This is a genomic window from Aminobacter sp. SR38, from assembly GCF_014843375.1.
GTDB classification, from domain to species: Bacteria; Pseudomonadota; Alphaproteobacteria; order Rhizobiales; family Rhizobiaceae; genus Aminobacter; species Aminobacter ciceronei.
In genome coordinates, this window is record NZ_CP062112.1 from 2,242,490 (window position 1) to 2,268,396 (window position 25,907).

Here is a 25,907-nt window from a genome sequence, read left to right on the forward strand (position 1 = left end):
CCTATTAATTTCGGGCTTCTGGCTAGCGAAGATCGAGCCGCATGACAAGCGCGCCCGTCGCCCCTTGGGCCGACTGGTAATAATTGGGGCGCTTGCCGACCTCGTGGAAACCGAACTTGCGGTAGAGCGCGATCGCCGGCGCATTGGTCTCGTCGACCTCGAGGAACAGCGCCTCGGCGCGCTGGGCATGCAGTTCGCGCAGCACGGCGTCCATCAAGCGCCAGCCCAGCCCGTGGCGGCGGTGCGCGCGCGACACCGCGATGGTCAGGATTTCCGCCTCACCGGCGGCGAGCCTGGCCAGCACGAAGCCGGCAGGGGCTTCCGTGCCGTGGCCGACCTCGCGGACGGCAAAGCCGAACACCGTGTCCTGTTCCAGAAGCTGCGAGAACTCCTCGCCCGACCAGGGCCTGACAAAATCCTCGCGATGCAAGGGAGCGATGGCGGCGCTGTCGCCAATGGTCAGGAGTTCGAGGGCGTAGTCGCGCTTCAGCGGCCAGAACGGCAGTTTCATTTCTGTTCCCTAGGCAGCACGAAGCCAGCCTGCGGCTTGGCATCCGGTGCTCTCAGATAAATCGGCTTCGGCCGCTCGCCATCGCCAGCCTTGCCGGCGGCGATACGGGCATAGGTACCGATGTCGGCGGTGGCCGACACGGGCCCTAATGTGATGTCCATGCCGGTGGCAGCGCCGGCGATCAGCTGCGCCGCGGTGCCGGCCAGCGCCATCGTTTCCGCTGCGGCGATGGTTGCGGCCTCATCGAGCGTGAGGACCGCCGGTTCATGAACCGCTTGTCCGTTTTCATCATAGACGGCGGCATGCAGTTCCGCACGCCCGGCATCAAGGGCAGCAAGCACCTTGCATGGCCCCAGCGCCGCGCGCGTTTCGGCCGCCAATGCCTCCAGCGTCGTCACGCCGACTGCCGGGATTTTCAACGCCAGCGAGAAGCCACGCGCCGCCGATACAGCAACCCGCACGCCGGTAAACGAGCCGGGGCCGATGGAAACGCCAATGCGCCCGAGGTCGGCATATGTCTTGCCGGCCTGCGCCAACGCCTCGTCGATGACGGCCATCAGATGCTCGGCATGGCCCTTGCCGAGGTCGCGCACGGAGCGACCAAGCTCGCGGCCGGCGCCGACATCGTAGACGCTGGCGGCACAGAGGCTGGCGGCACAGTCGATGGCGAGCAGGATCATGATGCCCAGTACCTTGCGGGTATGGTGAGCTCTTTCGCGCCCCCCTCTGGCCTGCCGGCCATCTCCCCCACGAGGGGGGAGATCAGCAAGTGCTGCCTACCGCGCGCTCTGCAAGGTCTTAAGAAGTTTCCTTTGCGTCGCAGTTGATTAGCTGAGGCGGGCATGAAGGCCTGATCTCCCCCCTTGTGGGGGAGATGCCCGGCAGGGCAGAGGGGGGCGTGAAGAAACGCTGTCATACGAGATAGGCTACCACGGACTGCTTAGCATTCCGTTGGCAATGATCAGCCCCGTTCCTTCGCCTTGAGTTCGAGCCTGCGCTTGTGGAGGACCGGTTCGGTATAGCCGTTGGGCTGGGCGCGGCCTTCGAAGACGAGGTCGCAGGCAGCGCGGAAGGCGGTCGACTGGTCGAACTCCGGCGCCATCGGCTTGTAGAGCGGATCGCCGACATTCTGCCGGTCGACGATCGCTGCCATGCGCTGCAGCGAATCCATCACCTGGATGTGCGAGCAGACGTCGTGGCGCAGCCAGTTGGCGATGTGCTGGGACGAGATGCGCAAGGTGGCGCGGTCTTCCATCAGCCCGACATCGTTGATGTCGGGAACCTTGGAACAGCCGACGCCCTGGTCGATCCAGCGCACGACATAACCCAGGATGCCCTGCGCATTGTTGTCGAGCTCGCGCTGGATCTCGTCGGGCGTCCAGTTGGGACGGACGACCACAGGTACCGACAGGATGTCGTCGAGCCGCGCCTTGGGCCGGCTCTTCAGCTCGGCCTGGACGGCATGCACGTCGACCTTGTGGTAGTGGGTGGCATGCAGCGTCGCCGCCGTCGGCGACGGCACCCAGGCGGTGTTGGCGCCGGCGCGTGGGTGAGCGATCTTCTGCTCCAGCATCGCTGCCATCAGGTCGGGCATCGCCCACATGCCCTTTCCGATCTGGGCATGGCCCGACAGGCCGCATTCGAGACCGGTGTCGACGTTCCAGGCCTCGTAGGCATTGATCCATGGCGCCTGCTTCATGTCGCCCTTGCGCACCATGGGGCCGGCTTCCATCGAGCTGTGGATTTCGTCGCCGGTGCGGTCGAGGAACCCGGTGTTGATGAACACCACACGTTCCTTGGCGGCACGGATGCATTCCCTGAGGTTGATCGTGGTGCGCCGCTCCTCGTCCATGATGCCCATCTTGATGGTCTTTCTGGGCATGCCGACGAGGCGCTCGACGCGGTCGAAGATCTCGACGGCAAAGGCCACTTCCTCGGGGCCATGCATCTTCGGCTTGACCACATACATCGAGCCGGCGCGGGAGTTCATGCGACGGCCCTTGGCTCCGACGTCGTGCAGGGCGATCAAAGCGGTGATTGCCGCATCCATGATGCCTTCGGGCACCTCATGGCCGTCACGGTCGTGGATCGCGGGATTGGTCATCAGGTGGCCGACATTGCGCACCAGCATCAGCGAGCGGCCGGGCAGCGAGACGGTCTTGCCATCGGCACCGGTGTAGGCACGGTCGGCATTGAGCTTGCGGGTGACAAGCTTGCCGCCCTTGTCGAAACTCTCGGACAAGTCGCCCTTCATCAGGCCGAGCCAGTTGCGGTAGACGGCGACCTTGTCTTCGGCGTCGACTGCTGCGACCGAATCCTCGCAGTCCTGGATGGTGGTGAGTGCGGACTCCAGGATCATGTCCGAAATACCGGCCGGATCTGTCTTGCCGATCGCACTGTCACGGTTGACCACCACCTCGACATGCAGGCCGTTCTTGACCAGCAGCACCGCGTCGGGGTTGTTTGCCTCGCCGCGATAGCCGGCGAATTGTTTGCCGTCGCCCAGTGCAACCGAACCAGACGCATTGGCCAGCACGAGCTTGCCGTCGACAATCGACAGCCCGGTCACGTCGCTCCAGCTGCCCTGAGCCAGCGGTGCTGACTGATCCAAAAAGGCCTTGGCCCAGGCGATGACCTTTTGGCCACGCTTGGGATTGTAGCCCTTGGTCTTCTCGGCGCCGTCAGCATCCGGGATCGCATCGGTGCCGTAGAGCGCGTCATAGAGCGAACCCCAGCGCGCATTGGCGGCGTTCAGCGCATAACGCGCATTCATGACCGGCACGACAAGCTGCGGCCCGGCGACGGTGGCGATCTCGGGATCGACATTCTCGGTGGTGACAGCAAAGGCTGGACCCTCGGGGACCAAGTAGCCGATCTCGCTCAGGAACGCCTTGTAGGCCGCCATGTCGTGAGGGGCGCCATGCTTGCGGTACCAGGCGTCGAGCTTGAGCTGGAAGTCGTCGCGCTTTTCCAAAAGCGCCCGGTTCTTCGGCGCCAGATCATGCACGATCGACGCAAAGCCCTCCCAGAACGCCTCCGCATCGACACCCGTCCCAGGCAGAGCCTCCGAGACCACGAACTCGTGGAGCGCGCGCGCAACAGAAAGGCCATGAAGGGAGACAGTATCGGTCATGAGATGCGCTCCAGAATTCCGGCGCCGCAGGGGCGTTCTAAATAAAGTTTTCGGGCGTTTGGCATGCAAAACGCGCACGGTCAATTCGTCGAATGTTGCAAGGCAGCAATGATTTACGGCCATTGCCGCTGCAAATCGATTTAGCCGTCAAACCGCGATCCGGGGCCGGCCGCTGGCGGTCGCAAGCACATGCGCCTCGATGAACATGCGCTGGCTTTCGACCGTCGAGACTTTGAGATCGACAGTCACTTCGACCTCTGCCGCATCGGTGCCGGCATCGCGAGCCCTCGCGCCAACTATGGCGCGCGCTTCGGCTTCCGCCAGCGCCATCGCCGCCTCCTCGTCGGTGAAATCGCGCAACAATTCGCCGACGGCGACGCGGAACAGACCTTCCTTGGGCTGGCTGACGCGGGCCTCGGCCGTCACGCGGACCTGGCCGACAACCGCCCCCAGCGCGTTGGCGACGTCGGTATCGCTAGGCACCACGCATTCGTTGCCGACCAGCGGCGGCAGGCCGGCATAATGCAGCGGGGCCGAGGCGCCGAGACCGATGACCGGACGGTCGAGCGCGACCGTGAAGCGAGCGATGCCAGGATGGGCGTCGACGGCGCGCTGTACCAGGGCGTGTGCCACGGTTGCAGCACCGTCGAGCCCATCCTCGGCGAAGGCGGTTTCGAGGATCACCTCCGCCGACAGGCGGGTCAACGTCGCCAGCACGCGTTCGGCAATCGCCTCCGGGCTCGCCGCGACCGGCTGGCCGCGACCGTCGCGCTTGCGGGCGAACAACTCGGCGCCGAGCCTGGCCGCCGCCTCGTCCCAATTGGCCTGACGGCCAAGCACATGAGCGGCGTCCGAAGGCGTGAAGCCACAGACATGGACAAGCCCGCGCGACACCAGCCGATTGAGCGTGGCATTCTGGGCGTTGGAGGTGAGCAAACGGTCGATCGGCTGCGGCACGCCGGTAATCTGGTCGTAGAGCTTTGCCTCCGGCGCGGTCAACCCTGCCGCCAGTTGCTCGGGCACGCCGGTGCGCACAGCAAAACGGCCATCCATGCGGCCGGGATTGGGGGCGCGCAGCTGGCGTTCCAGCTCCACCGAGACCGCCTCGCCATGGACCATGCCGGCAAGCGCCAGCGGCACCAGGCGGCGCGGGCCGAGCGACATCTTCGGCTTCAGCCCGCCTTCCTCCAGCGATACCTCGGAATCGCCACCGAGGCCGAAGGTGCGCATGGCGACAGCCTCGACCATGGTGCGGAAGCCGCCGACGGTGGCGCCCTCGGGGTCGAGGCGCGGGCGGCCATGGTCGAGCACGGCGACATCGGTGGTGGTACCGCCGATGTCGGAGACGACAGCATTGTCGAGCCCGGTCATGTGACGGGCGCCGACGAGGCTGGCAGCGGGACCGGACAGGATTGTCTCGATCGGCCGCTGGCGGGCGAATTGGGCAGACACCAGCGCGCCATCACCGCGCACCACCATCAAGGGCGCATTGATCTTGCGCTTGTCGAGGAACCCTTCGGTCGCGGCGACGAGGCGGTCGATCATCGAGATCAGGCGGGCATTGAGCAGCGTGGTCAGGGCCCGGCGCGGGCCGCCGAGCTTGGCCGACAACTCGTGGCTGGTGGTGACTGGCATGCCCGTCGCCTCGCGGATGAGGTCGCGGGCGGCGATCTCATGAGCCGGGTTGCGGGTGGCGAAATAGGCGCAGACGGCGAAGCCCGAGACGGATTTCGCCAATTTTGGCAAGGCCGCTTCGAGGGCTCCGAGATCAAGCGTGCGGGCGTTGCCGTGGACGTCATGGCCGCCCTCGCACAAAACCAGCGGATCGGTGCCGAGCGCGGTCTTCAGCCCGTCGCGGGCGAGGTCAGCCTCGGAAAAGCCGATCATGACCAGCGCCACGCGCCCGCCCTGGCCCTCGACAAGCGCGTTGGTGGCAAGCGTCGTCGACATCGACACCAGCTTGATGGCGGCAGGGTTGACGCCGGCCTTGTCGAGCACCGCATCGACCGCGCCCGAAATGCCGACGGCGAGGTCGTGGCGGGTGGTCAGCGACTTGGCTTTGGCCAGCACCTTGCCCTGCGGGCCATGCGCCTCGGACCATAACACGGCGTCAGTGTAGGTGCCGCCGGTGTCGATGCCGAGATAGAGGGGATGGCTGGCGTGCATGCGCTGATGTTCCGGACTTGGTGGGCTCCGTCCCGCTTAGCCGATATCGCCCGCAAAGCAAAATTGGCCAGTTTCGGCCAAGCAGGGGGGCAGCCCAATGCGCGTCCCATTTTGTGCTTGCCTCGTGCCGCGCACGCCTGTCTCGCGACAAAGCCTGCCCTCCGCTGTGGCTCCGGGCGCTTAGTCGTTTGACAAGCCAAATCGTTGGCTTGTCATCGACCTTCGGTCGACCACGACATGCTCTTGTGGGTGTTGTCGCACCAGGGCTTGTTGGCCGACTGGCCGCAGCGGCAAAGCCAGACTTTTGTCGCGCGGTCGATCGTGTGGCCGGTGCCGGTGACGATCTCGACATTGCCCTCGAGCTTGAGGTTGCCGTTGGGCTGCGGCGTGACGACCAGCGGCCCATCCCGGGCAGCGAGCGGCTGGGACTGCTTCAACGCCGGCTCACCGGTGGCGACAAAGCCGGTCTTGGTGTGGCTGCCGTCGCAGAACGGCTTGTTCTCAGAAGCACCGCAGCGGCACAAGGTGGCGCGATGGAAGGTCTCGCCGTTGAAGACGATTTCGGCATGCACGGCCAGCGGCCCGTTCTCGCGGATGCGAACCGTGTTGACCACCGGCGGCGCCTCAGCCGGCCCGCCATCCCGGCGGCGATAGGTGATGGCGCCCGAAGGACAGCTTTCGGCGATCGCCACGATCTGCTCGACAGACGCCGCGTCCGGGTGAATCCATTCGCCCGGCGCATTGGGCTCGAAGACATGAGGATTGGCGAGAACGCAATTGCGCGAGTGGATGCAGCGACGACCGGAAAAGCCGACATCGATCTTCTCGCCCTCGACCATGCCCTTGGCCATGTTTTTCGAGGCCTCCATGGATATGGGCCGAGCTTATCGCTCCCGCGTTCGCTGGCAAGGGCTGCTTGCGCTAGACGCAGATTCTGAGAGCTTGCGTTCCTTCGCACCCCCCTCTGGCCTGCCGGCCATCTCCCCCGCAAGGAGGGAGATCACGCTGTCATCGTCGCCGCGCCCAATCGCCGAGACAGTAAGCTGAATCCCCGCAATCTTGCAGGACTTGCGCCGCCGGCGACGCGACTAATCTCCCTCCTTGTGGGGGGGGGCGATGAGTTCCGCGCAGCGGACGAAAAGCCAATTGCTTGGCTTTTCGAGCATCGAACGCCGGCAGGCCAGAGGGGGGTGCGAAGGAACGATACCAAGCAGAAAAAAGCGAAGAAGCCTGCGGGGCAAGATTATCCCTCACCCCTGCGAAATCTGCTCGTCCTGCTCGACCGTCAGCGGTTTTACCCCAGCCGGCAGCGGTTCGACGGCGGGCTGCACGGCGGCCGGCGGAGCAGCCACTGTTGCCGGCGGCACCGGCGCGCGCGTACCGCAAGCGGGCAGGATGGCCAAAGCAAGGAGAGCGGCGAGCAGTTTCATAGGGGCGGGCGTTACGCGGAAGCTGTGGCGGGATCGCGGCGGCAGATGAGCCCGAGGTGCCGGCAAGGTCAAGCCATCGCTTGCCGGCCTTCGCGGGCGGTTGCTGACAGAAGCCTGTCAGCAGGGGTCTGCTATTCCTGGGCAAACCAATGGGAGGATGGCATGAGCGGCTTTGACGATTTCGATTTCCTGATCGGCGACTGGACGGTGACCAACGAACGCCTGCGCGCGCGGCTGGTGGGTTCCACCGAATGGGAGACGTTCACCGCGTTCTCGCACATCGAAAAGGTGATGCAGGCACCCGACGGCACGTTCGGCGGCAATCTCGACCAGATGACGGCGCCAGAGCGCGGCTTCACCGGCATGACGCTCAGGCTCTACAACCCGGAGACGGGGCTGTGGTCGATCTACTGGAGCGACACAAAGAGTTATCGGCTGTTCCCGCCGACGATCGGGAGGTTCGAGGACGGGCGTGGCATCTTCTATGGCGATGATGTCGAGGGCGGTGTGCCCGTGCGCGTGCGGTTCCTCTGGACTGGCGGGGAGGAACCGCGCTGGGAACAGGCGATGTCCAGGGATAGTGGCGAAACGTGGGAGGTGAACTGGGTGATGCGGTTTGGGAGGTAGCGATAGAGCCCATTCATCTTGCGTATCCGTGATGGCTGACACGACATTTAAGAGCTGGTTTGCGCTGCCCCTCATCCGGCCCTGCGGGCCACCTTCTCCCCGTGAACGGGGAGAAGGACAAAGCGTCGATCGCCCGCTTTAGAGCCCGATCTTCTCCGCCTGAGGCCCCGGGAAGCGGGCATAGTCGGGCGCTCCTTCAGGCGTCCCCAGCAGATCCCGTACCGCACGCACGCCCTGGTCGATCGCCGAATGGGCGTAGGCGTAAGCGCCGCTGTCGGCATTGGCGATCGAGATGCGGCCCCATGGCTTGCGCGCGGCTTCGATGGGCAGCGGGCCGTCGGGCCAGAAGCGGTCGCCCGGACGCATATATTCGTAGGCGTAGCCGTGCGACCAGCGATTGCAGGTGATGGCCTCTATGTCGCGAGCGGGGTCGAAGCCGCCGCCTGACAGGGCGCGGCCGAGCAGGTCGCGGATCGAGCGCTCCATCTCCTCGAAGCTCAGCGTCATCAGCGCCCGGCGCCCGGCCAGCGCCTGTTCGCGCGGGGCAAGGCCCGGGCTGGTCATCACCTTGGAGAGGTGCAGGATGACGGGATCCTCAGGCTTGTCGGCGAATTTGTAGGCGCCCATCGAGACAGGGAAATCGATGTCGGCGCCGCTCCAGAAATCGCCGCGCGCCCTGAAACCGTCGATCTTGAGCTTGTCGAAGGCCTCCCAGTTGCGCAGCTGGACGTTGGTGTAGATCAGCGGCACCTTCTGCTGGTCGTTGAGGGCAGCTGTCTGCTCAGTGCCGAGTTCGTCGGTGAGATAGGGAATGACCCGGTGCCAGCAGGCGAGCACGACGTGCCCGGCCTTGATGCTGACCGGCTTGCCTGCGGCGTCGGCATAGGTGACGGTAACCGAGCTGGCGCTGCCTGGGGCGCCATCATGCGCGACCTTGACGACTGTCGAATTCAGCCTGATGCGGACAGCGTTTTCCGGCTTGTCGAGGGCTGAATAGTCGACGGTTTCGGTAACCAGCTCCTCCATTGTCGTGCCGGCAAGCGCGCCTGGCACCAGCGCGCGTACAAGAGCACGGGCGATGCCGGCATTGCCGTCGGGGAAATGGTAGATGTAGTCGTCGGGGTCGGTGAATGCGAGACGGCCGGACGGGCTGTTGTATTTCGACACAGCCTCGCCGAGATCCATACCGTCGAAACCCGGATTTCCGTTGGCGCGCGCGTCGAGTGCGCTCGCAGTGTCGATGCCGACGCCGAAATAGCCATTGGTCGAGGTGGCAAAATAGTCAGCGACTTGCGGGTCGACCTTGGCATGGTCGAGCAGGAACGCCCTGTAGGTGATCTCCGACAGTTTCTGCAGGCGCTGCTCGCTGTTTAGGCCGGGCAGATAGTCGCCGGGCGCTTCCATAAGCTGGATCAGGTCGGCCTTGGCCTTGTCGTTGAGCGGTGTGTTGGCCACCCATTCGGCCGGCTTGCCCTTGCGGATCACCAGCCTGTCCTCGCCCCACTGCTCCTTGGAGAAGAAGATGGCGCCCGACAGGCCGCGATCATCGGACCATTTCTGATCGTAGAAGGTTTCGAAGCGTTTGGGCTCGATGCCGATATCGGCGAGCAGCGCGTTGACGGCGGGGCTGAAGTAACTCGGCGTCTGCATCGACTGGCTGCCGCCATAACCGATCAGCTTCGAACCATTCGAAGCGGTGAATTCGTTGCGCTTGGCGTGGCCGCCGAAATCGGCGAGCGGATCGACGATCAGCACACGCTTGTCGGGGCCGGCCTGTTTGCGGAAGGCATGTGCGGCGGCAAGGCCCGAAATACCGGCACCGACGACGACGAGGTCGTAGCTCTCGGCGCTCGACGTGACCGGGCCGGCGTCGGACCAGTAGGTGCCGTCGCGGACGGCATGCATGACATTCTGGGCAGTGTCGGTCTGCCCCTGCAGCTCCGCAGCGGCAGGTGGGTAGGCCGTGGCGGCAGCTTGCGCCTGCGCCCGGCCGGGGCCCATGGCACGCAACGCCACCGCGCCACCAATCGCCATCGCCACGCCATCCATGAAATCGCGCCTTGTTATGGCGCGGTCCATACCCAGTTTCTTGTCTTTTTCAGTCCAGTTCATGATGTTCCCTCTGGCAGAATGCGAGGGGAAGGCTAGCCATCTTCACGATGTCAGTAAATCGACAGAACAGTCGAAGACGCGTGGCCGCGAATAATTCGACGCTGCGGTGCAATACGCGTTTGCACTGCGGGATGACTATAGATGGAGTGGAGACGATTGTTGAGGGCGAGATAAGCCGGGTCGCGATCAGCATGCGGCGTTGATACTTTTAGGAGATCGCGCAGAGTTGCGCCGCCCCTCATCCGGCCCTGCGGGCCACCGCCCTCCGTTATGGCTCCGGGCGTTCGTCGCTTCAGTCGACACATCATTGTCGACTGATCGAACGTTGGCCGGGCACTCCTCACCCCCGTGAACGGGGAGAAGGAAAAAGAGAACGCTAGTTGTCGCCCATCTTGAGCGCCTGGATAAAGGCTTCCTGCGGGATGTCGACCTTGCCGAACTGGCGCATGCGCTTCTTGCCCTCTTTCTGCTTCTCGAGCAGCTTGCGCTTGCGGGTGACGTCGCCGCCGTAGCACTTGGCGGTGACGTCCTTGCGCAGCGCCGAGATGGTCTCGCGGGCAATGACCTTGCCGCCGATGGCGGCCTGGACGGGGATCTTGAACATGTGCTGCGGGATCAGCTCCTTCAGCTTCTCGACCATGACGCGGCCGCGCTTTTCCGCGGCGGTGCGATGGACGAGCATCGACAGCGCGTCGACGGGCTCCTCATTGACCAGGATCGACATCTTGACGAGGTCGCCCTCGCGGTAGTCGGTCAGGTGGTAGTCGAAGGAGGCGTAGCCCTTGGAGATCGACTTCAGGCGGTCATAGAAATCGAACACGACCTCGTTGAGCGGCAGATCGTAGACCAGCATGGCGCGCTTGCCGACATAAGAGAGGTCGGCCTGGATGCCGCGGCGCTCCTGGCAGAGTTTCAGGATCGAGCCGAGATAATCGTCCGGGGTGAGGATGGTGGCGCGGATCCACGGCTCCTCGATCGCGGCGATCTTGACCACGTCGGGCATGTCGGCGGGATTGTGCAGTTCCTTGGTCGACCCGTCATTGAGGTTCATGCGGTAGACGACGCTGGGGGCGGTGGCGATGAGGTCGAGGTTGAACTCGCGCTCGAGCCGCTCCTGGATGATCTCGAGATGCAGCAGGCCGAGGAAGCCGCAGCGGAAACCGAAGCCGAGTGCGGCCGAGGTTTCCATTTCGAAGGAGAAGCTGGCGTCGTTGAGGCGCAGCTTGCCCATGGCGGCGCGGAGGTCCTCGAAATCGGCGGCGTCGACCGGGAACAGGCCGCAGAACACCACCGGCTGGGCCGGCTTGAAGCCCGGCAGGGCCTTTGCGGTGGGGCGCTTGTCCTCGGTGATGGTGTCGCCGACGCGGGTGTCGGCCACTTCCTTGATCGAGCCGGTGAAGAAGCCGAATTCACCCGGGCCGAGCTCGTCGACCTGGACCATCTTCGGCGTGAAGACGCCGGTACGCTCGACCAGATATTTGGCGTTGGTCTCCATCATCCGGATGGTCTGGCCCTTCTTGAGCTTGCCATCGATGATGCGCACCAGGACGATGACGCCGAGATAGGTGTCGTACCAGCTGTCGACCAGCATCGCCTTAAGCGGCGCGTCGATGTCGCCCTCGCGCGGCGGCGGCAACTGGGTGACGATCGCCTCGAGCACGTCCTCGATGCCGAGGCCGGTCTTGGCCGAGATGTGGACGGCTTGCGAGGCGTCGATGCCGATGACTTCCTCGACCTGCTCCTTGATGCGCTCGGGCTCGGCGGCGGGCAGGTCGATCTTGTTGAGGACGACGACGATCTCGTGGTTGTTGTCGATGGCCTGGTAGACGTTCGCCAGTGTCTGCGCCTCGACGCCCTGGGAAGCGTCGACGACGAGCAGCGAGCCCTCGCAGGCCGACAGCGAGCGCGAGACTTCATAGGCGAAGTCGACGTGTCCGGGCGTGTCGATCAGGTTGAGGATGTAATCCTCGCCATTGTTGGCACGGTAGTTGAGCCGAACGGTCTGAGCCTTGATGGTGATGCCGCGCTCGCGCTCGATGTCCATGTTGTCGAGGACCTGCTCGGTCATCTCGCGCAGTTCCAGCCCGCCGGTGGACTGGATCAGCCGGTCGGCAAGCGTCGACTTGCCATGATCGATATGGGCAACGATGGAGAAATTGCGGATGTGGTCGAGCGGTGTGGTCATGCGCCGCGCTTTAGCAGGGGCCGCAAGGGTTAACAAGCGCGGCTTTGCGGCGCTTTGCTACCAGCGCAGGACGTACCGGCCGGCGATCGCGCCGACGACGGTCAGGATGGCGATGGCCAGCGTGTACCAGGTGGCGACGAAAAACGGCGAGTCGTCGAAGCAGTGGGCGGCGTAGAGCGTCGCGGCAAGGCCGCCGGCGAGCAGGCCGCAGGCGGCACCGGCGAGGCTGGGCTGCGTCGGCGCGCCCTGGCGCATGGCGGCGAGGAAGATGGCGAGCGGGCCGAGACCGATGAGTGGGATCAGTGTCAGGCAAACCATGTTGTTGGTGCCGACAAGCCGGGTCGCCCATTCAGAAGGGGCAATGGTGGTGAGTTCGATCAGGACCGCGCCGAGCAGGATGGCGGGTGCGGCAGCGAGCAACGCGACACGCATGCCAAGCCGCGCACCGGGACGGGCGAGTGCAATAGCCACCGCACCCGATGTGGCAACCAGCGCCAGGGTGACAACGAATTTGAGGAGGAAACGCCAGGTTTCGGCGGCGGCGGCAAAATCGGCGCGCGGGCCGGCGACGACGGAAAAGACGACAGCGGCAATGACGCTTGCCGCAACGAAGGCGGCGCGCAGCAGCGTGCCGAACGAACGCCGGCCTGCTGCCGCGTCGCTGGAAATCGCCTTGATGAGATTCTTCGTTTCCATTTCCGTTCCGTTCAGTCCTGTCTGAAGCGATGCGCGATCGCCTTGAGGCCGCGATGCAGCGCCACCCGCACCGCCGTCTCGGTCATGCCAAGCGCATTGGCCGTCTCGCCGATCGAGGCACCCTCGACCGAAACCGAGGCAACGACACTGCGCTGCACCGGGGCCAGGCCGTCGAGCGCACGGCCGATGTCGCGCTCGCCCACTTCGTCCTTCTCGGGCTCGGCGAGCGTTTCGGCGAAGTCTGCGATGTCGACCTCGATGCGCTTGCCGCGGCGGCGGAAGGCATCGATCAGCTTGTAGCGGGCGATGGCGTAGACCCAAGGCGTCACTGCTTCATCCTGGCGCCAGGTATGACGCTTCAGATGAATCGCAAGCAGAACCTCCTGGACGACATCCTCCGGCTCGACGCCGCCATGCACGATACGTCTGCGGCAATATCCGCGCACCAATTGCGCCACGCCATCGAGAAAGGCAGCGTATGCGCCTTCATCACCTGAAATTGCCGCCCTGAAAAGCCGAGCGAGTTCGGCGTCATCCGTCCTCGTCAAGCCTGTCTTCCTTCTCTTCGGCTTAAGAAGCCGTTTGTTACTTCAGTCGACGCAGAAATGTTACAACGCCAACTGCCGTCTCACTCACGAAACCGTGTTCACGGCCCGGCGTAACGAATGGCGAGGTGCCGGCGAAGTCGACGGCATGGGACGCAGAACGCTTCCCTGTCAATCCTTCATCAGGAGAACGTCATGAATCGCCAGACCCTAGCCCTTGCTCTCGCCGGTTCGCTCGCATCGGCACTTGCCTCGTCCGCCTTTGCCGCCCCGCTGCCGGCTGAAAAGATGGTCGGCATGGAAAAGTGCTACGGCATTTCGCTGAAGGGCCAGAACGATTGCGCCGCGGGAGCAGGCACGACCTGCGCCGGCACCTCGACCATGGACTATCAGGGCAACGCCTGGAAGGCCGTGCCAGCCGGCACCTGCACGACGATGGACGTCGACGGTCACAAGGGCATGCTCGAGCCAACTGCCATGTGATGCACATGGGGCCCGGCGCGCCGGGCCCCATCTCGCCTGCCCGACCCATCCGAGCACCCAGCATGAATACCGGTACACAAAGCGGCCAGTCCCTACCCGCCCGCGCGGGCCTTGGCCTCAATCCCGAGCACATAGGCGAAATCATCGCGACCGAGCCCGAAATCGGCTTCTTCGAGGTCCATGCCGAGAATTATATGGGCGACGGCGGTGCGCCGCACCGCACACTGTCCGAGATCGTTGCGCGCTATCCGCTGTCGCTGCACGGCGTCGGATTGTCGATCGGGGCCGAACGACCACTCGACAAGGCGCATCTGGCGCGGCTGCGGCGGCTGATCGACCGCTACCAGCCGCAGTCCTTTTCCGAACATCTGGCCTGGTCGACGCATGACGCCGGCTTCCTGAACGACCTGCTGCCGCTGCCCTATACGAACCGGACGCTGGCGCGTGTCAGCGCCCATGTCGACGAGGTGCAGCAGGCGGTGGGGCGACGCATGCTGCTCGAAAATCCCTCGACCTACATCCTGTTCGAAGACAGCACGATCGACGAGATCGACTTCCTCGACGCCATTGCCGAAAGGACCGGCTGCGGGCTGCTGCTCGACGTCAACAACGTGATGGTGTCGGCCATCAACCACAGGCTCGACCCGTTCGCTTACATCGACCGCTTCCCGGTCGAGCGCGTCGGCGAGATCCACCTCGCCGGCTATGACGAGACCGTCGACGGCGCCGGTGACCGGCTGCTGATCGACGCCCACAATTCGACAGTCGCCGACGACGTCTTTTCGCTCTATCGCCACACGATCGGCCGCACCGGCCCGGTACCGACGCTGATCGAATGGGACAATGACGTGCCGGCCTTTGCCGTGCTGCTGGCGGAGGCCACGCGCGCCGAGGCCGTGCTCGACGAGGCAGCGCTGCGGCGCGATGCGCGGTTTTCCAGGCGCGCGTGACGATGGACCAGAACACGTTTGCCTCAGCCTTGCTCGATGCCACACGACCGCTGCCGGACGGCGTGACCAGCGCGCGCGGCGAGGCCGATGTGGCGCGCTTCGCCGTCTACCGCAACAATGTCGCGGTTTCGCTCTCCAAGGCGCTGAGCCAGCGTTTCCCGGTCCTGCGGCGGCTTGTCGGCGACGACTTCTTCAACGGCATGGCACGTGCTTTCATCGCAACGACGCTGCCCGACAGCCCGGTGATGTTTGCCTATGGCGACAGCTTTCCCGATTTCGTCGCCGGCTTCGCCCCGGCCGCCGCCCTGCCCTATCTCGCCGACACGGCGCGGCTGGAGGCCCACTGGACCCGCGCCTACCACGCCGCCGACATCGTTCCGCTCGACGTCGCGGCGCTGGCAAGGCTGGCGCCCGAGTGGCTCGGCAGCGCCACCCTCATTGCGCATCCGGCGGCGGCGCTGGTTCGTTCGAAGTTTTCCATCGGGACGATCTGGCAGGCCCACCAGGGCGACGAGGTCCGCGTGCAGACGGTGCTCGAGCCGGAGAGCATCGTGATCACCCGGCCGGACATCGAGGTGGCCGTGCATGTCATCGCCGAGGCGGACGCGGTGTTCGCGGCAGTGCTGTTGCGCGGCGACAGCATCGGCGACGCCGCGGCTGAAGCCTTCGACACGGACCCGGCATTCGACTTCGGCCGCGCCATCGTCGGCCTGGTCGCGCTCGGCATGTTCGCCGGCGTGGCTGACCAACAAGGAGACATGAGATGAGCGACATCAACCACGCGCCAATGGCGCACGAGGCCGGCTTGGGCTCCGCGATCCGGCGCATTGAGTCAGCGATTGCGGCGATCCCCGAGGCGCTGCCACTCCTGGCGCTGCGCTTTGCCATAGCCGTGCCGTTCTTCAAGTCGGGACTGACCAAATGGGACGGCTTCCTGACGCTGTCCAACGGCGCGCGCTATCTGTTTACCCAGGAGTTTTCGCTGCACATCCTCGGCAGCCAGTACCCCTATCCGGCGCCGATCCTGATGGCGACGCTGGCAGGCATCGGCGAGATCGTGCTGCCGATCCTGCTGGTGCTGGGGCTCGGCACGCGCTTTGCCGCCCTCGGCATCCTGGCGATGACGGCAGTGATCCAACTGACGGTGCCGGAGGGCTGGGCCAATTTCCATCTGCCCTGGGCGGCGATGGCATTGGCGCTGGCTGCCTATGGGGGCGGACAGCTTTCTCTGGACAGGCTGGTTGGCCTTGGCGCACGTAAAAACTGAGGTGGTGGCGGGCCTGCCCGAGACACACGCGGTCGGCGGTTGACGCCGCCCGGAACGCGCGCTCCTATACTGCCGCAGCGAGGGGACGCTGTGGACTGGAGGAGCATGTCATGCCCGAAAAGGCGCACCGCGACGAGGGTTTGACTGCCGAGGCGCGGCCCGCCACCAAGGAGGACGCCGCGATCCTGGCCAAGCTGGTCAACATGGCTGGCGACGGGCTGCCGCTTTATCTCTGGACCAAGATGGCCGAAGGTGGCGACCCCTGGGAGGTCGGCCGCCAGCGGGCGCAACGCGAGCAAGGCAGCTTTTCCTATCGCAACGCGGTGGTACTGGAACATGGCAAGGTGATTGCCTGCCTGATCGGCTATCCGATCGAGCCGTCGTTGCCCGACCCCGACACGCCGGCGATGTTCGTGCCATTCAACATGCTCGAGGCGATGGCGGTGGGCAGCTGGTATGTCAACGTCATGGCGACGCTGCCGGAGGCACGGGCGCGCGGCTACGGCTCGCGGCTGCTGGCCATGGCCGACGCGATCGCCGAGGCCACCGGCTGCACCGGCACCAGCCTGATCGTTTCGGACGCCAACACCAAGGCCCGCCATCTCTATGAAAGCGTCGGCTATCGCGAGGTCGCCTCCGAGCCGATGGTCAAGGATGGCTGGACCGGTGCAGGCGAGAACTGGGTGCTGATGGTCAAGCCACGAACGGGATGAGCGCGCAGGGGGAAACCCGCCGCATGGACGTTTCAGGATGAAATTCTGCAACGACACCGTCATGGCCTTTGACGCGTCGCGCCGGGTCTTCGGTCCCGGCGAGACGCTGACCTTCGACGATGCCTATAGGCTTGCCCATCTGCCGCTGGTTGCTCCAGGCCATGCCGAGATCATTGCCGGCAAGGACGGCACGGATTATCGCAATGGCCGCTATGACACGCCGCGCCATTCGCTTGTCGTCCCCATCGACGCCCAGGCGCTCGGCCGCAGCGAGACGTTCCAAGCATTCGAGGCGGAGCTGCGTTCGTTTTCGTTCAGCGACAAGATCGCCTGGCAGCTCGGCCGCGAGCGCGCCGGCATGCTGCATGCCACCATCGTCGGTGGCCTGTCCGAGCCCGACATCGCGCGGTGCGTGCAGGCTGTGACCGTAGCGCTCGCGCCGCTGGGAGCACTTGCCCTGCGCCTCGGCGGGCCGTTCCTCGGCCGGATCAACACCGGCCGGATCTACCTGCCGGTCTATCCCTGCTGCCACCACGACGAAGATGTCTTCGGCCTGGTGCAGCAAGCCTGCGGCGCGCGGCAGACCCGCTTCCATGTGGTCGGCCTCTACCATTTCGCGGCGGCTCTGACCGCTGCGGAGACGACTGATCTGGCAGGATTGGCGGAGCGGTGGCGGCGGCGCGTGTTGGCCGAACTGCCGGTGACGTCGCTGGCGGTGATGGCGACGAACGACGACCTGGCGCTTTCCGGGCGGATTGTTGCGACGATCCCCGTGAGTGGCGAATAGGCTGTCGGGTTGCAGCCCGACAGCCTGTTTTCGCGGGATGGCAAGCGGCCTCAAAGATCGTCCGAACTTTTTTCCAGCTCCGCCGTGAACCTTCTTCTCCAACCCCGACACACACGATCGTGGCGGCCGGTGAGCCGCAAGATCAAAGTGTCCCAGAGGAGAACCGAAATGAACATGACCAACACCATCATCCGCTCGTCGCTGATCGCGACGCTCGCACTTTCGATGTCGGCCTTTGCCGGTGCTGCATCGGCTGCCCAGCTCAAGGCCCGCGTGCCGGCACCGCCGCCGCACCAGCTCGGCCTCAAGGCGCCGGGCGGCGGACAGACCCACGGCCATGTCGAGACCTGCAACAACAAGGCGTCGTGCAACCTGATGATCTCCTATTGCATCAGCCATGGCGGCGACTGGGAGGAGACCGGCACGCCGGGCCCGCAGGGCGAACCGCAGAAGGGCAAGTGTACCTATCCCTGATGGAATCAGGGGTTCCCAAGACCTGAAGCCAAGCGCCCTCCCGTTTCCGGACGGGAGGGTTTTTGCGTCGCATGGCGCCATAACGTTGGAGCGTGTCGCCGCTCTGCTTGACGTTGGCGCGGCATTCGGAGCAAATCGCCGGACATTTGTGGGAGCTTGCCTGAAAAATGTCCGTCGTCGGCCTTTCGCTGCTCGGTTTTTCGACCGTCATCTTCCTCATCGCCGCGATGGTCGCCAAGACCTGGGGCGTCGAGCCGACCATCGGCAAGCTGGTGGTGACGCTGATCCTCTATTCGCTGGGCAACCTGATCATGTTGCGCCTGGTGCGGGACTTCGGCATGTCGGTGTCGTTCTCGCTATCGGCGGTGATCCAGTTGATCGCCGTCAACGCGGTGGCCATCATTTATTTTGGCGAGAAGCTGAGCGGCATACAGGGCATCGGCGTCGGGCTCGCGGTGGTGGCGGTGGCGCTGATCACGCTCGGGCCGACGCTGGCCGGAAAATGAAAACGGCCGCTGAACGCGGCCGCTTCCCTCAGGCACAAAGACTTCTATCAGACGGCGATCTTGCCGCCGCCCTGCCTGGTGATGGCGACGACGGCCGGTCGGACCGGCATATCGGGCTTGAAGTCGGGCCAGCGCGTCGACAGGTCCTCATAATAGGACGGACGGCCAAAGCCTTCCCAATCCTCGCCACCGTCGGCCGGATGCTGGACGGCAACGAATGCGGTCTGGTCGTCGGGCGTGAACAGCGGGCCGCACATCTCGGCGCCGACAGGCACGCGGAAGAACAGCTTCGAGGTGGCGCGCGCCGCGCCCTCGGTGTCGACGGCCCACAGGCCGTCGGTGCGGCCGGTGGCCTTGGGCGAATTTCCGTCAGTCGACACCCACAGGCGGCCGGCGGAGTCGACGGCGCAGTTGTCGGGCATGCCGAACCAGCCATTCTGGGTCGTGGACGTCGAGAACGAGGCGCCGACCTCGGCGACTGACGGGTCACCGCACTTGAGCAGGACTTCCCATTTGCCCTTGGTGGCGGTGAAATCGCTGCCGTCCTCGATGAGCTCGATGATGTGACCGAAGGCGTTTTCGGCGCGTGGGTTGGCGGCGTCGACCTGGTCGGCCTTGCGCTTGGTGTTGTTGGTCAGCATGACATAGACCTTGCCGTTGACGCCGTTGGGCTGGATGTCTTCGGGGCGGTCCATTTTGGTAGCGCCGAGCAGGTCGCCGGCGCGGCGCGCCTCGATGACCACGTCGGCCTGGCTGACAAAGCCGTTGTCGGCAGTAAGCGGGCCTTCGCCCTGGACCAGCGGCAGCCAGGCGAAGGTGCCGTCCTCGGCAAACTTTGCGACATAGAGCGTGCCTTCGTCGAGCAGGTCGAGATTGGCGGCGCGGTCGTCTGGGTTGAACTTGCCCTTGGTCACGAACTTGTAGACGTAGTCGAAGCGCTCGTCGTCGCCGAGATAGAAGACGACACGGCCGTCGGCAGCGACGATGGATTCAGCCCCCTCGTGCTTGAAGCGGCCGAGCGCCGTGCGCTTTTTCGGCAGCGAGTTCGGGTCGTTGACGTCGACCTCCACGATCCAGCCGAAGCGGTTGGGCTCGTTCGGCTCCTTGGAGACGTCGAAGCGGTCGTAGAACTTGAACCACTCATAGGTGCCTTCCGGCACGCCGAGGCGCTTGTAGTTGGCGGCCTCCGGATGATCGGCCGGCAGCTCGCCACCGAAATAGCCGTGGAAGTTTTCCTCAGCCATGATGTAGGTGCCCCAGGGCGTGACGCCGCCGGCGCAGTTGTTGAGCGTGCCGAACACCTTGGTTCCGGATGCATCGGCATTGGTCTTCAGGCGGTCGTGGCCGGCGGCCGGGCCGGTCAGCTGCATTTCGGTTGTCGAGGTGATGCGGCGGTTGAGCTTGCCGTCGCGGACCGGATGCCACTTGCCCGCTTCCTTGCGGATCTCGACGATGGTGCCGCCATGGGCCGCCATCTCGATGTCGACGCGCTTCTGGTCAGCGGGCGCGACCTCGATCTTGCCCTCGACGATCTTGACGATGCCGGGGAACATCAGGTGCTCGTTGGTGTATTCGTGGTTGACGACGAGCAGGCCGTGCTCTGCCGAACCTGCGAGCGCGATGTAGCCGACATAGTCGTTGTTGTAGCCGAACTGCCTGGCCTGCGCCTCGGCCGACTGGTTGGTCGGATCGAATTCGGGTGCATCGGCGAAGATCGGATCACCCCAGCGCAACAGCACGTCGGCGTCGTAGCCAGCGGCAACATGATGCTTGTCGTCGATGCCGGCCTCGATCTCGTCGAAGCTGAAGGCCGAACCGCCGGCGGCGCGGGCGTCGTCGGCGAGGATGATGGCGATGGGGCTTACGGTTGCGGCAATGGCCGAGACGGCGAGCGAGCCCTGGAGGAAGCTGCGGCGGGAGAAGCGCTTGGCGATGATGTCGCCCATGGTGCGGTTGTCGGTCGGGTTGTGGCCGGGACCGTCATTCTCCTCGAGCATCGAGGTGCGAAACTTCTGATCGGTGGGCTGGTTCATGGGGTAACCTCTGGCAGGTGTTCGGCTTGGGGTTCGCCGAGACCGCTAGTTGCCGCGCATAACAACAGCATGACAGTTTCGCCGAAAATCGGCCGCGCAACAAAGCGTGACGGACAAGGCCCACACGCTCGACGCGCTGCGACCTTTTGCATGCGCGTCTTTTCTTTGGGAAAGACGTTCCCACTTGTTGCGAACCGGGCCGGAAGCGGCCATCCAAAGGCGGAACGAGAACGGCAGGACGATGCACCAGACACTGTGGAACAGGATCGAATTCTCGCTTTTGGCGGCTGGCATCGTCATTGCCGGCGGCCTGTGGGGCTTCGTCGAACTGTCCGAAATCGCCCGCGACGCCGCACCACACAGCTTCGACACCGACATCCTGCTGTTCTTCCGCGAGGCCGGCAACACCGCCGATCCGATCGGCCCCTCCTGGGTGGAAGAGGCGATGCGCGATATCACAGCGCTGGGCAGCGCCTCGGTGCTGATCTACATCACCGCGATAACCATCATGTTTCTTGGCGTCACCAGCCGCTGGGGACCGGCACTTTTCGTGTTCGCCTCGGTGGCCGGCGGCCAGGTGCTGTCGAGCCTGCTCAAGCTCGGCATCGACCGGCCGCGACCCGATCTCGTGCCGCATCTGGCGCAGGTGCACACGATGAGCTTTCCGAGCGGCCATGCCATGCTGTCGGCGGTCACCTACCTGACGCTCGGCGCGCTGCTGGCACGCTTCCTGCCCGGACGGGCTGCAACGGTCTTCGTGTTTGCCATCGCCATCCTGACCACGCTCATGGTCGGCATCAGCCGCGTCTATCTCGGCGTGCACTGGCCTTCGGACGTGCTAGCGGGCTGGTGCGCGGGCTTTGCCTGGGCGACTTTGTGCTGGCTGATCAGCCGCCGCTTCATGCGGCCGGCCGAGGCCGATGAATGATATGGGGCTCAGGCATCAATAATGATGCTTGAAACATCATCATGAATGTATGATACATTCGTGATGCGGATCGAGACGGGACCACCTCAGTGATCACAGCCGCACAGATGCGCGCCGCAAGAGCGCTGGCAGGCATCGACCAGAAGACGCTCGCCGAAATGGCCGGTGTCTCGGTGCCGACGATCCAGCGCATGGAAGCAAGCGAGGGCGTGGTGCGTGGCGTGGTCGATACGCTGACCAAGGTCATCCAGGCGATCGAAGATGCCGGGGTGGAACTGATCGGCGAGAGCGAGACCGGCGGTCGGGGCGTGCGCCTGAAGAAGAAGGCGTGAAGCTTCCGGCAATCCGCATGATGTAGTCGCGACGGCGACCGCCGACAGTCATGCCGACGATCCCGCCGCGTTTGCCACGTGGTGGGATGATGAATGCAGGCGGCAATCCAAGGCGATACGGATCAGGGAAGCACGGGCAACCGACTTTCGCGGAACTGTTCACGCCCAAGCTGGTGACTGTTTTCCGCGAGGGCTATGGCGCGCTGCAGTTCAAGGCCGACGCGATTTCGGGGCTGACGGTGGCAATCGTGGCTCTGCCATTATCGATGGCAATCGCCATCGCATCGGGTGTGTCGCCTGACAAAGGGCTGTTCACGGCAATCGTCGGCGGCTTCATAGTCTCGGCTCTCGGCGGCAGCCGCTTCCAGATCGGTGGTCCGGCAGGCGCCTTCATCGTTCTGGTGGCGGCAACGGTGGCGCGCGAAGGCGTGGACGGGCTGATCCTTGCCACTGTCATGGCTGGGGTGTTCCTAGCGGCGATCGGCTATCTCAGGCTCGGAACCTACATCAAGTTCATTCCCTATCCGGTGACGGTGGGTTTCACCGCAGGCATCGCCGTGATCATCTTCGCCAGCCAGATCAGCGAGATGTTCGGACTGACGCTCAGCGGCAAGGAACCGGGTCCGCTTGTGCCGAAGTTGATGGCACTGGTTGATGCGATGGGCACGGTCAACATCGCGGCCCTGGCGATTACGGTGCTGACCATTGGCACCATCCTGATGCTCAAACGCTGGCGCCCCGGCTGGCCGGGCATGCTGATCGCGGTCGGCGTCGCTTCCGTGGCCGTTGCCCTGCTGGACCTGCCGGTAGAAACCATCGGCACGCGTTTCGGTGGCATTCCGCGCGGCCTGCCCTGGCCTGCCCTGCCCAGCTTCGGTGTGGACAAGGCGATTGCGGTACTGCCGGACGCGCTTGCCTTCGCGCTGCTCGGCGCGATCGAGTCACTGCTGTCCGCCGTCGTTGCCGACGGCATGACCGGCAGGCGGCATCGCTCGAACTGCGAACTGGTGGCACAAGGCTTTGCCAATATCGGTGCCGCGCTGTTTGGAGGCATCTGCGTGACCGGTACGATTGCCCGAACGGCAACCAATGTGCGGGCGGGCGCGCACGGCCCGGTATCAGGCATTCTGCATTCGGTGTTCTTGCTCGCCTTCATGCTGGTAGCCGCACCGCTTGCCGCCTACATCCCGCTCGCAGCTCTCGCCGGTGTGCTGGCGGTCGTGGCCTGGAACATGATCGAAAAGCAGGCCTTCGCGACACTGATCCGCTCGTCATGGGGGGACGCGCTGGTGCTGATGGTCACATTCCTGCTGGTCGTGTTCCGCGACCTGACCGAAGGCATCGTCGTCGGCTTCGCGCTCGGTTCGATCCTGTTCATCGACCGCATGGCAAAAAGCATCGCGGTGGAGAGCGATCAGCCACTGGTGCAGGAGGATGTCGCCGACGCCACCAATGGCAGCCGCCACGCCTATGAGGCGAGCGATGCGGGCGATGCCGACACCGTCATCTACCGTATCTCGGGCGCGTTCTTCTTTGGCGCAGCCTCGACGGTGGGGGCTGTGCTCGACCGCATCGCCGACCAGCGCAAGAATTTCATTCTCGACTGCTCGGGCGTGCCGTTTCTCGATTCCACCGCAGCGAACGTGCTCGAAGGCGCCGCACGCAAGGCACGGCAGGCAGGTGTCCGCTTCTTCATCACAGGAGCATCGCCGCAGACGCGACGGATGCTGATCAACCACGGCGTCAAGCATCCCGCCGTCAGTTACGCCGCCTCAGTGCGGGACGCACTCGACCTGCTCAAGCCCGGGAAGACCAGCACCCTGGAGCGTTAAGCAAATTTGCGCTGGGCGTCGAGGGCGAGGCCGAGACCGACGGAGCCGAAGGCGTCACCCTGTACGATCTGGGCGCCCGGCACCAGCGCCAGGATGCTTTCGCGCGCCAGCGGGATGGCGGTCGAGCCGCCGGTCAGGAACACGGCGGTGATGTCCTTGGCGCCGACCTGCGCTTCGGCAAGGGTGTCGGCGACGGTCGCGGTAACGCGCTCGACGGCACCGCGGATAGTGTCTTCCAAGCCTTGCCTGGTCAGCGACGCCGTGAACTTGGCGCCCGGCAGGGCGACGTCGATGGCGGTTTCGGTCGCATCGGTCAGCTCGATCTTGGCCTTTTCGACCTTGGTCGCCAGCGCGTGACCGAAACGCTGATCGACGACCTCGATCATCCTGTCGATAAGATCGGGACGCTCGGCCTCGAAGCGGATTGCGCGCAAGTCGAGCATCGCCTTGGGCGTGTAGAGCAGGTTGATGCGCTGCCAGGTGGCGAGGTCGATGAAATAGCCCGCCGGCAGGTTGCGTTTGCCGTCCTTGGTCGGCGTGAGGTAGCCGAGTTCGGGCATGACGTGGGCAATCGACAGCAGGCGGTCGAAATCAGTACCGCCGATATGGACACCGCGATTGGCCAGGATGTCGGCCTTGCGGTCGCCGGAAGTGGCGCGCTCGGGCGAGACGCGGACGATGGAGAAGTCGGAGGTGCCGCCGCCCATGTCGACGATCAGCGCCAGCTCCTCGCGCGTCACCGTGCGCTCATAGTCGAGTGCGGCGGCGATCGGCTCGAACTGGAAATCGATGTGCTTGAAGCCCTGGGCGCGGGCGGCTTTTTCGAGCTCGCTCTGGGCAGCCGCGTCGGCCTCGGGATTGTCGTCGACGAACTGCACCGGACGGCCGAGCACGACGTTTTCGACCGGTTCGCCGACGTGGTTCTCCAGGCGGTCCTTGAGATGGCCGACGAACATGCCGACGATGTCGGTGAAGGCGATATAACGCGCCTTGATGCGGGTCTTCTCATGCACCAGCGAGGAGCCGAGCACGCTCTTCAGCGCGCGCATCAGGCGGCCTTCGGCGCCGTCGGTGTATTCGCCGATGGCGCGGCGACCAAGGGCCGTCTGGTTGTCCTCGAAGTTGAAGAAGATGGCCGACGGCAGCGTGACGTTTTCACCCTCGAGCGCAACGAGGCGCGGACGGCCGTTCTCGATAACGCCGACGGTCGAATTGGAGGTGCCGAAGTCTATGCCGCCGAAAGCCGGTCGCATCACCTAGTCCTGAATTTTGTGCATGAACGGGCGACCCCATGCGTCTGCCGGGCCGCAATCGGACCGTGCGCCTACACGACGGGGGGACGAATGTCGATCTCTCCAAGGCATTTTCTGAGCGTACAGGGCAAATTCCTGGAAAATGTGAACGCTGGCCCAATCCCCGCGGCATTCCATGGATACCGCTTTCGTGCGATAGCGCGACCATTCAATCCTGCCTGGAATCCGCCATGACCCTTACAGGTTTTCTTGCCTATAGCGGTGCGCTCGCCATCGCTGCCGCCATTCCTGGTCCGGGCGTGACGGCGCTGGTGGCGCGCGCGCTCGGCTCAGGTTTCCGCTCGTCGTTGGCCATGTCGCTCGGGATCGTGCTCGGCGATCTCACCTATCTCACCGCCGTCGCGCTTGGCCTTGCCTTTGTCGCCCAGTCCTTCGGCATGGTGTTCCTGGCGATCAAGTGGCTCGGCGTCGCCTATCTCGCCTGGCTCGCCTGGAATTTCTGGACCAGCGGCATCACGCCGGAGACGGTCGAGGCAAGGAAGGGCAAGGGCGGACTGTTCTCGAGCTTCCTCGCCGGGCTGACGGTGACCTTGGGCAATCCCAAGTCGATGATCTTCTACATGGCGATCATGCCGACGGTCGTCGACCTGCATGCGCTGACTCTGGGCGACTACGGCATTCTCGTCGCTGTCACGATCGTCGTGCTGCTGATCGTGCTGGTGCCCTACCTGGCGCTGGCTTCGCAGGCGCGCTGGTTCCTCAAGACGCCGCGCGCGCTCAAGCTGCTCAACCGCACTGCAGCCGGTTTCATGGTTGGTGCCGCCGCTGCCATCGCGGTCCGCCAGTAGACAGGCGGGCTGGAATTTCATTCCTACAAATCAAGGCCCACGGAAACATGTTTCCGTGGGCCTTGCCTAATCAGCACGGCACCCACTCGGAATTTG

General features: G+C 64.6%; 25 protein-coding genes. 13 read left to right on the top strand and 12 right to left on the bottom strand.

The window, feature by feature from the left end; all coding sequences use genetic code 11:
- Positions 1-22 precede the first annotated feature (22 nt).
- The 6 genes from rimI to IG197_RS10995 form a co-directional block, all read right to left on the bottom strand.
- On the bottom strand, positions 23-511 hold the full coding sequence (gene rimI / locus IG197_RS10970; RefSeq protein ID WP_067954472.1) for a ribosomal protein S18-alanine N-acetyltransferase: 489 nt from the start codon (positions 509-511) through the stop codon (positions 23-25).
- Positions 508-1,191: a tRNA (adenosine(37)-N6)-threonylcarbamoyltransferase complex dimerization subunit type 1 TsaB gene (gene tsaB / locus IG197_RS10975; RefSeq protein ID WP_192318713.1), complete on the bottom strand. Its 684-nt coding sequence runs from the start codon at positions 1,189-1,191 to the stop codon at positions 508-510. Before tsaB ends, rimI begins: the two co-directional genes overlap by 4 nt.
- 281 nt (positions 1,192-1,472) lie before the next feature.
- Positions 1,473-3,644, bottom strand: coding sequence for a malate synthase G (locus IG197_RS10980; protein ID WP_192318715.1), 2,172 nt, complete (start codon positions 3,642-3,644; stop codon positions 1,473-1,475).
- 147 nt (positions 3,645-3,791) lie between these two features.
- Positions 3,792-5,810 (bottom strand): hydantoinase/oxoprolinase N-terminal domain-containing protein, encoded by a 2,019-nt coding sequence (locus IG197_RS10985; protein ID WP_192318717.1) that lies wholly within the window; start codon positions 5,808-5,810, stop codon positions 3,792-3,794.
- 212 nt (positions 5,811-6,022) lie between these two features.
- Entirely contained in the window at positions 6,023-6,661 is a 639-nt protein-coding gene (locus IG197_RS10990) for a CDGSH iron-sulfur domain-containing protein (protein WP_192319684.1), read from the bottom strand.
- Between the two features lie 399 nt (positions 6,662-7,060).
- The gene (locus IG197_RS10995) at positions 7,061-7,240 is read right to left on the bottom strand and encodes a hypothetical protein (RefSeq protein ID WP_067954483.1); all 180 of its coding nucleotides are present in this window, start codon (positions 7,238-7,240) and stop codon (positions 7,061-7,063) included.
- A gap of 162 nt (positions 7,241-7,402) precedes the next feature.
- Between IG197_RS10995 and IG197_RS11000 the strand changes: the two genes are divergently transcribed.
- Complete coding sequence (locus IG197_RS11000) at positions 7,403-7,867, top strand: hypothetical protein (RefSeq protein ID WP_192318718.1); 465 nt, start codon at positions 7,403-7,405, stop codon at positions 7,865-7,867.
- Between the two features lie 138 nt (positions 7,868-8,005).
- Here IG197_RS11000 and IG197_RS11005 read toward each other — a convergent pair whose 3' ends face one another.
- From IG197_RS11005 to IG197_RS11020, 4 genes are all read right to left on the bottom strand, one after another.
- Positions 8,006-9,979, bottom strand: coding sequence for an NAD(P)-binding protein (locus tag IG197_RS11005; protein ID WP_192318720.1), 1,974 nt, complete (start codon positions 9,977-9,979; stop codon positions 8,006-8,008).
- Positions 9,980-10,355: 376 nt separating this feature from the next.
- Positions 10,356-12,164 carry a translation elongation factor 4 gene (gene lepA, locus IG197_RS11010; RefSeq protein WP_182573535.1) on the bottom strand — a complete coding sequence of 603 codons (1,809 nt, stop codon included), beginning with the start codon at positions 12,162-12,164 and terminating at the stop codon, positions 10,356-10,358.
- Positions 12,165-12,221: 57 nt separating this feature from the next.
- Positions 12,222-12,860, bottom strand: coding sequence for an NrsF family protein (locus tag IG197_RS11015; protein ID WP_192318721.1), 639 nt, complete (start codon positions 12,858-12,860; stop codon positions 12,222-12,224).
- A gap of 11 nt (positions 12,861-12,871) precedes the next feature.
- The gene (locus IG197_RS11020; protein WP_067954496.1) at positions 12,872-13,408 is read right to left on the bottom strand and encodes a sigma-70 family RNA polymerase sigma factor; all 537 of its coding nucleotides are present in this window, start codon (positions 13,406-13,408) and stop codon (positions 12,872-12,874) included.
- Positions 13,409-13,600: 192 nt separating this feature from the next.
- On the opposite strand from IG197_RS11020, the gene IG197_RS11025 reads away from it, so the two are divergent.
- From IG197_RS11025 to IG197_RS11060, 8 genes are all read left to right on the top strand, one after another.
- Positions 13,601-13,888, top strand: a complete 288-nt coding sequence (locus IG197_RS11025; protein WP_067954498.1) for a DUF2282 domain-containing protein — start codon at positions 13,601-13,603, stop codon at positions 13,886-13,888.
- 62 nt (positions 13,889-13,950) lie between these two features.
- Positions 13,951-14,838: a DUF692 family multinuclear iron-containing protein gene (locus tag IG197_RS11030; protein ID WP_192318723.1), complete on the top strand. Its 888-nt coding sequence runs from the start codon at positions 13,951-13,953 to the stop codon at positions 14,836-14,838.
- A 2-nt stretch (positions 14,839-14,840) separates the two neighbouring features.
- Positions 14,841-15,605: a DNA-binding domain-containing protein gene (locus tag IG197_RS11035; RefSeq protein ID WP_192318725.1), complete on the top strand. Its 765-nt coding sequence runs from the start codon at positions 14,841-14,843 to the stop codon at positions 15,603-15,605.
- Positions 15,602-16,105: a DoxX family protein gene (locus IG197_RS11040; protein ID WP_192318727.1), complete on the top strand. Its 504-nt coding sequence runs from the start codon at positions 15,602-15,604 to the stop codon at positions 16,103-16,105. Before IG197_RS11035 ends, IG197_RS11040 begins: the two co-directional genes overlap by 4 nt.
- Before the next feature lie 110 nt (positions 16,106-16,215).
- A complete protein-coding gene (locus IG197_RS11045; RefSeq protein WP_083948223.1) occupies positions 16,216-16,818 on the top strand; it encodes a GNAT family N-acetyltransferase in 603 nt (200 codons plus the stop codon).
- 37 nt (positions 16,819-16,855) lie between these two features.
- A complete protein-coding gene (locus IG197_RS11050) occupies positions 16,856-17,605 on the top strand; it encodes a hypothetical protein (RefSeq protein WP_192318729.1) in 750 nt (249 codons plus the stop codon).
- A 168-nt stretch (positions 17,606-17,773) separates the two neighbouring features.
- Complete coding sequence (locus IG197_RS11055; protein WP_067954508.1) at positions 17,774-18,079, top strand: hypothetical protein; 306 nt, start codon at positions 17,774-17,776, stop codon at positions 18,077-18,079.
- Positions 18,080-18,246: 167 nt separating this feature from the next.
- Positions 18,247-18,585 (top strand): hypothetical protein, encoded by a 339-nt coding sequence (locus IG197_RS11060; RefSeq protein ID WP_192318731.1) that lies wholly within the window; start codon positions 18,247-18,249, stop codon positions 18,583-18,585.
- A 47-nt stretch (positions 18,586-18,632) separates the two neighbouring features.
- Here IG197_RS11060 and IG197_RS11065 read toward each other — a convergent pair whose 3' ends face one another.
- Positions 18,633-20,618, bottom strand: a complete 1,986-nt coding sequence (locus tag IG197_RS11065; RefSeq protein ID WP_192318733.1) for a PhoX family phosphatase — start codon at positions 20,616-20,618, stop codon at positions 18,633-18,635.
- A gap of 241 nt (positions 20,619-20,859) precedes the next feature.
- Here IG197_RS11065 and IG197_RS11070 point away from each other — a divergent pair, with 241 nt between their 5' ends.
- From IG197_RS11070 to IG197_RS11080, 3 genes are all read left to right on the top strand, one after another.
- Positions 20,860-21,546: a phosphatase PAP2 family protein gene (locus tag IG197_RS11070; protein WP_192318734.1), complete on the top strand. Its 687-nt coding sequence runs from the start codon at positions 20,860-20,862 to the stop codon at positions 21,544-21,546.
- A gap of 89 nt (positions 21,547-21,635) precedes the next feature.
- Positions 21,636-21,878: a helix-turn-helix domain-containing protein gene (locus IG197_RS11075; RefSeq protein WP_067954516.1), complete on the top strand. Its 243-nt coding sequence runs from the start codon at positions 21,636-21,638 to the stop codon at positions 21,876-21,878.
- An 86-nt stretch (positions 21,879-21,964) separates the two neighbouring features.
- Positions 21,965-23,710, top strand: coding sequence for a SulP family inorganic anion transporter (locus IG197_RS11080; RefSeq protein WP_192318736.1), 1,746 nt, complete (start codon positions 21,965-21,967; stop codon positions 23,708-23,710).
- Here the strand turns inward: IG197_RS11080 and IG197_RS11085 are convergent.
- Complete coding sequence (locus IG197_RS11085; RefSeq protein WP_067954518.1) at positions 23,707-24,963, bottom strand: Hsp70 family protein; 1,257 nt, start codon at positions 24,961-24,963, stop codon at positions 23,707-23,709. The two genes, IG197_RS11080 and IG197_RS11085, sit on opposite strands and share 4 nt — an antisense overlap.
- A 230-nt stretch (positions 24,964-25,193) precedes the next feature.
- Between IG197_RS11085 and IG197_RS11090 the strand changes: the two genes are divergently transcribed.
- Complete coding sequence (locus IG197_RS11090; RefSeq protein ID WP_192318738.1) at positions 25,194-25,811, top strand: LysE family translocator; 618 nt, start codon at positions 25,194-25,196, stop codon at positions 25,809-25,811.
- The last annotated feature ends 96 nt before the right edge of the window (positions 25,812-25,907 follow it).

Excerpts from the sequence above, each read along its gene's own strand:
- rimI (WP_067954472.1), bottom strand. The coding sequence starts at position 511 with ATGAAACTGCCGTTCTGGCCGCTGAAGCGCGACTACGCCCTCGAACTC.
- tsaB (WP_192318713.1), bottom strand. The coding sequence starts at position 1,191 with ATGATCCTGCTCGCCATCGACTGTGCCGCCAGCCTCTGTGCCGCCAGC.
- IG197_RS10980 (WP_192318715.1), bottom strand. The coding sequence starts at position 3,644 with ATGACCGATACTGTCTCCCTTCATGGCCTTTCTGTTGCGCGCGCGCTC.
- IG197_RS10985 (WP_192318717.1), bottom strand. The coding sequence starts at position 5,810 with ATGCACGCCAGCCATCCCCTCTATCTCGGCATCGACACCGGCGGCACC.
- IG197_RS10990 (WP_192319684.1), bottom strand. The coding sequence starts at position 6,661 with ATGGCCAAGGGCATGGTCGAGGGCGAGAAGATCGATGTCGGCTTTTCC.
- IG197_RS10995 (WP_067954483.1), bottom strand. The coding sequence starts at position 7,240 with ATGAAACTGCTCGCCGCTCTCCTTGCTTTGGCCATCCTGCCCGCTTGC.
- IG197_RS11000 (WP_192318718.1), top strand. The coding sequence starts at position 7,403 with ATGAGCGGCTTTGACGATTTCGATTTCCTGATCGGCGACTGGACGGTG.
- IG197_RS11005 (WP_192318720.1), bottom strand. The coding sequence starts at position 9,979 with ATGAACTGGACTGAAAAAGACAAGAAACTGGGTATGGACCGCGCCATA.
- lepA (WP_182573535.1), bottom strand. The coding sequence starts at position 12,164 with ATGACCACACCGCTCGACCACATCCGCAATTTCTCCATCGTTGCCCAT.
- IG197_RS11015 (WP_192318721.1), bottom strand. The coding sequence starts at position 12,860 with ATGGAAACGAAGAATCTCATCAAGGCGATTTCCAGCGACGCGGCAGCA.
- IG197_RS11025 (WP_067954498.1), top strand. The coding sequence starts at position 13,601 with ATGAATCGCCAGACCCTAGCCCTTGCTCTCGCCGGTTCGCTCGCATCG.
- IG197_RS11030 (WP_192318723.1), top strand. The coding sequence starts at position 13,951 with ATGAATACCGGTACACAAAGCGGCCAGTCCCTACCCGCCCGCGCGGGC.
- IG197_RS11035 (WP_192318725.1), top strand. The coding sequence starts at position 14,841 with ATGGACCAGAACACGTTTGCCTCAGCCTTGCTCGATGCCACACGACCG.
- IG197_RS11040 (WP_192318727.1), top strand. The coding sequence starts at position 15,602 with ATGAGCGACATCAACCACGCGCCAATGGCGCACGAGGCCGGCTTGGGC.
- IG197_RS11045 (WP_083948223.1), top strand. The coding sequence starts at position 16,216 with ATGCCCGAAAAGGCGCACCGCGACGAGGGTTTGACTGCCGAGGCGCGG.
- IG197_RS11050 (WP_192318729.1), top strand. The coding sequence starts at position 16,856 with ATGAAATTCTGCAACGACACCGTCATGGCCTTTGACGCGTCGCGCCGG.
- IG197_RS11055 (WP_067954508.1), top strand. The coding sequence starts at position 17,774 with ATGAACATGACCAACACCATCATCCGCTCGTCGCTGATCGCGACGCTC.
- IG197_RS11060 (WP_192318731.1), top strand. The coding sequence starts at position 18,247 with ATGTCCGTCGTCGGCCTTTCGCTGCTCGGTTTTTCGACCGTCATCTTC.
- IG197_RS11065 (WP_192318733.1), bottom strand. The coding sequence starts at position 20,618 with ATGAACCAGCCCACCGATCAGAAGTTTCGCACCTCGATGCTCGAGGAG.
- IG197_RS11070 (WP_192318734.1), top strand. The coding sequence starts at position 20,860 with ATGCACCAGACACTGTGGAACAGGATCGAATTCTCGCTTTTGGCGGCT.
- IG197_RS11080 (WP_192318736.1), top strand. The coding sequence starts at position 21,965 with ATGATGAATGCAGGCGGCAATCCAAGGCGATACGGATCAGGGAAGCAC.
- IG197_RS11085 (WP_067954518.1), bottom strand. The coding sequence starts at position 24,963 with ATGCGACCGGCTTTCGGCGGCATAGACTTCGGCACCTCCAATTCGACC.
- IG197_RS11090 (WP_192318738.1), top strand. The coding sequence starts at position 25,194 with ATGACCCTTACAGGTTTTCTTGCCTATAGCGGTGCGCTCGCCATCGCT.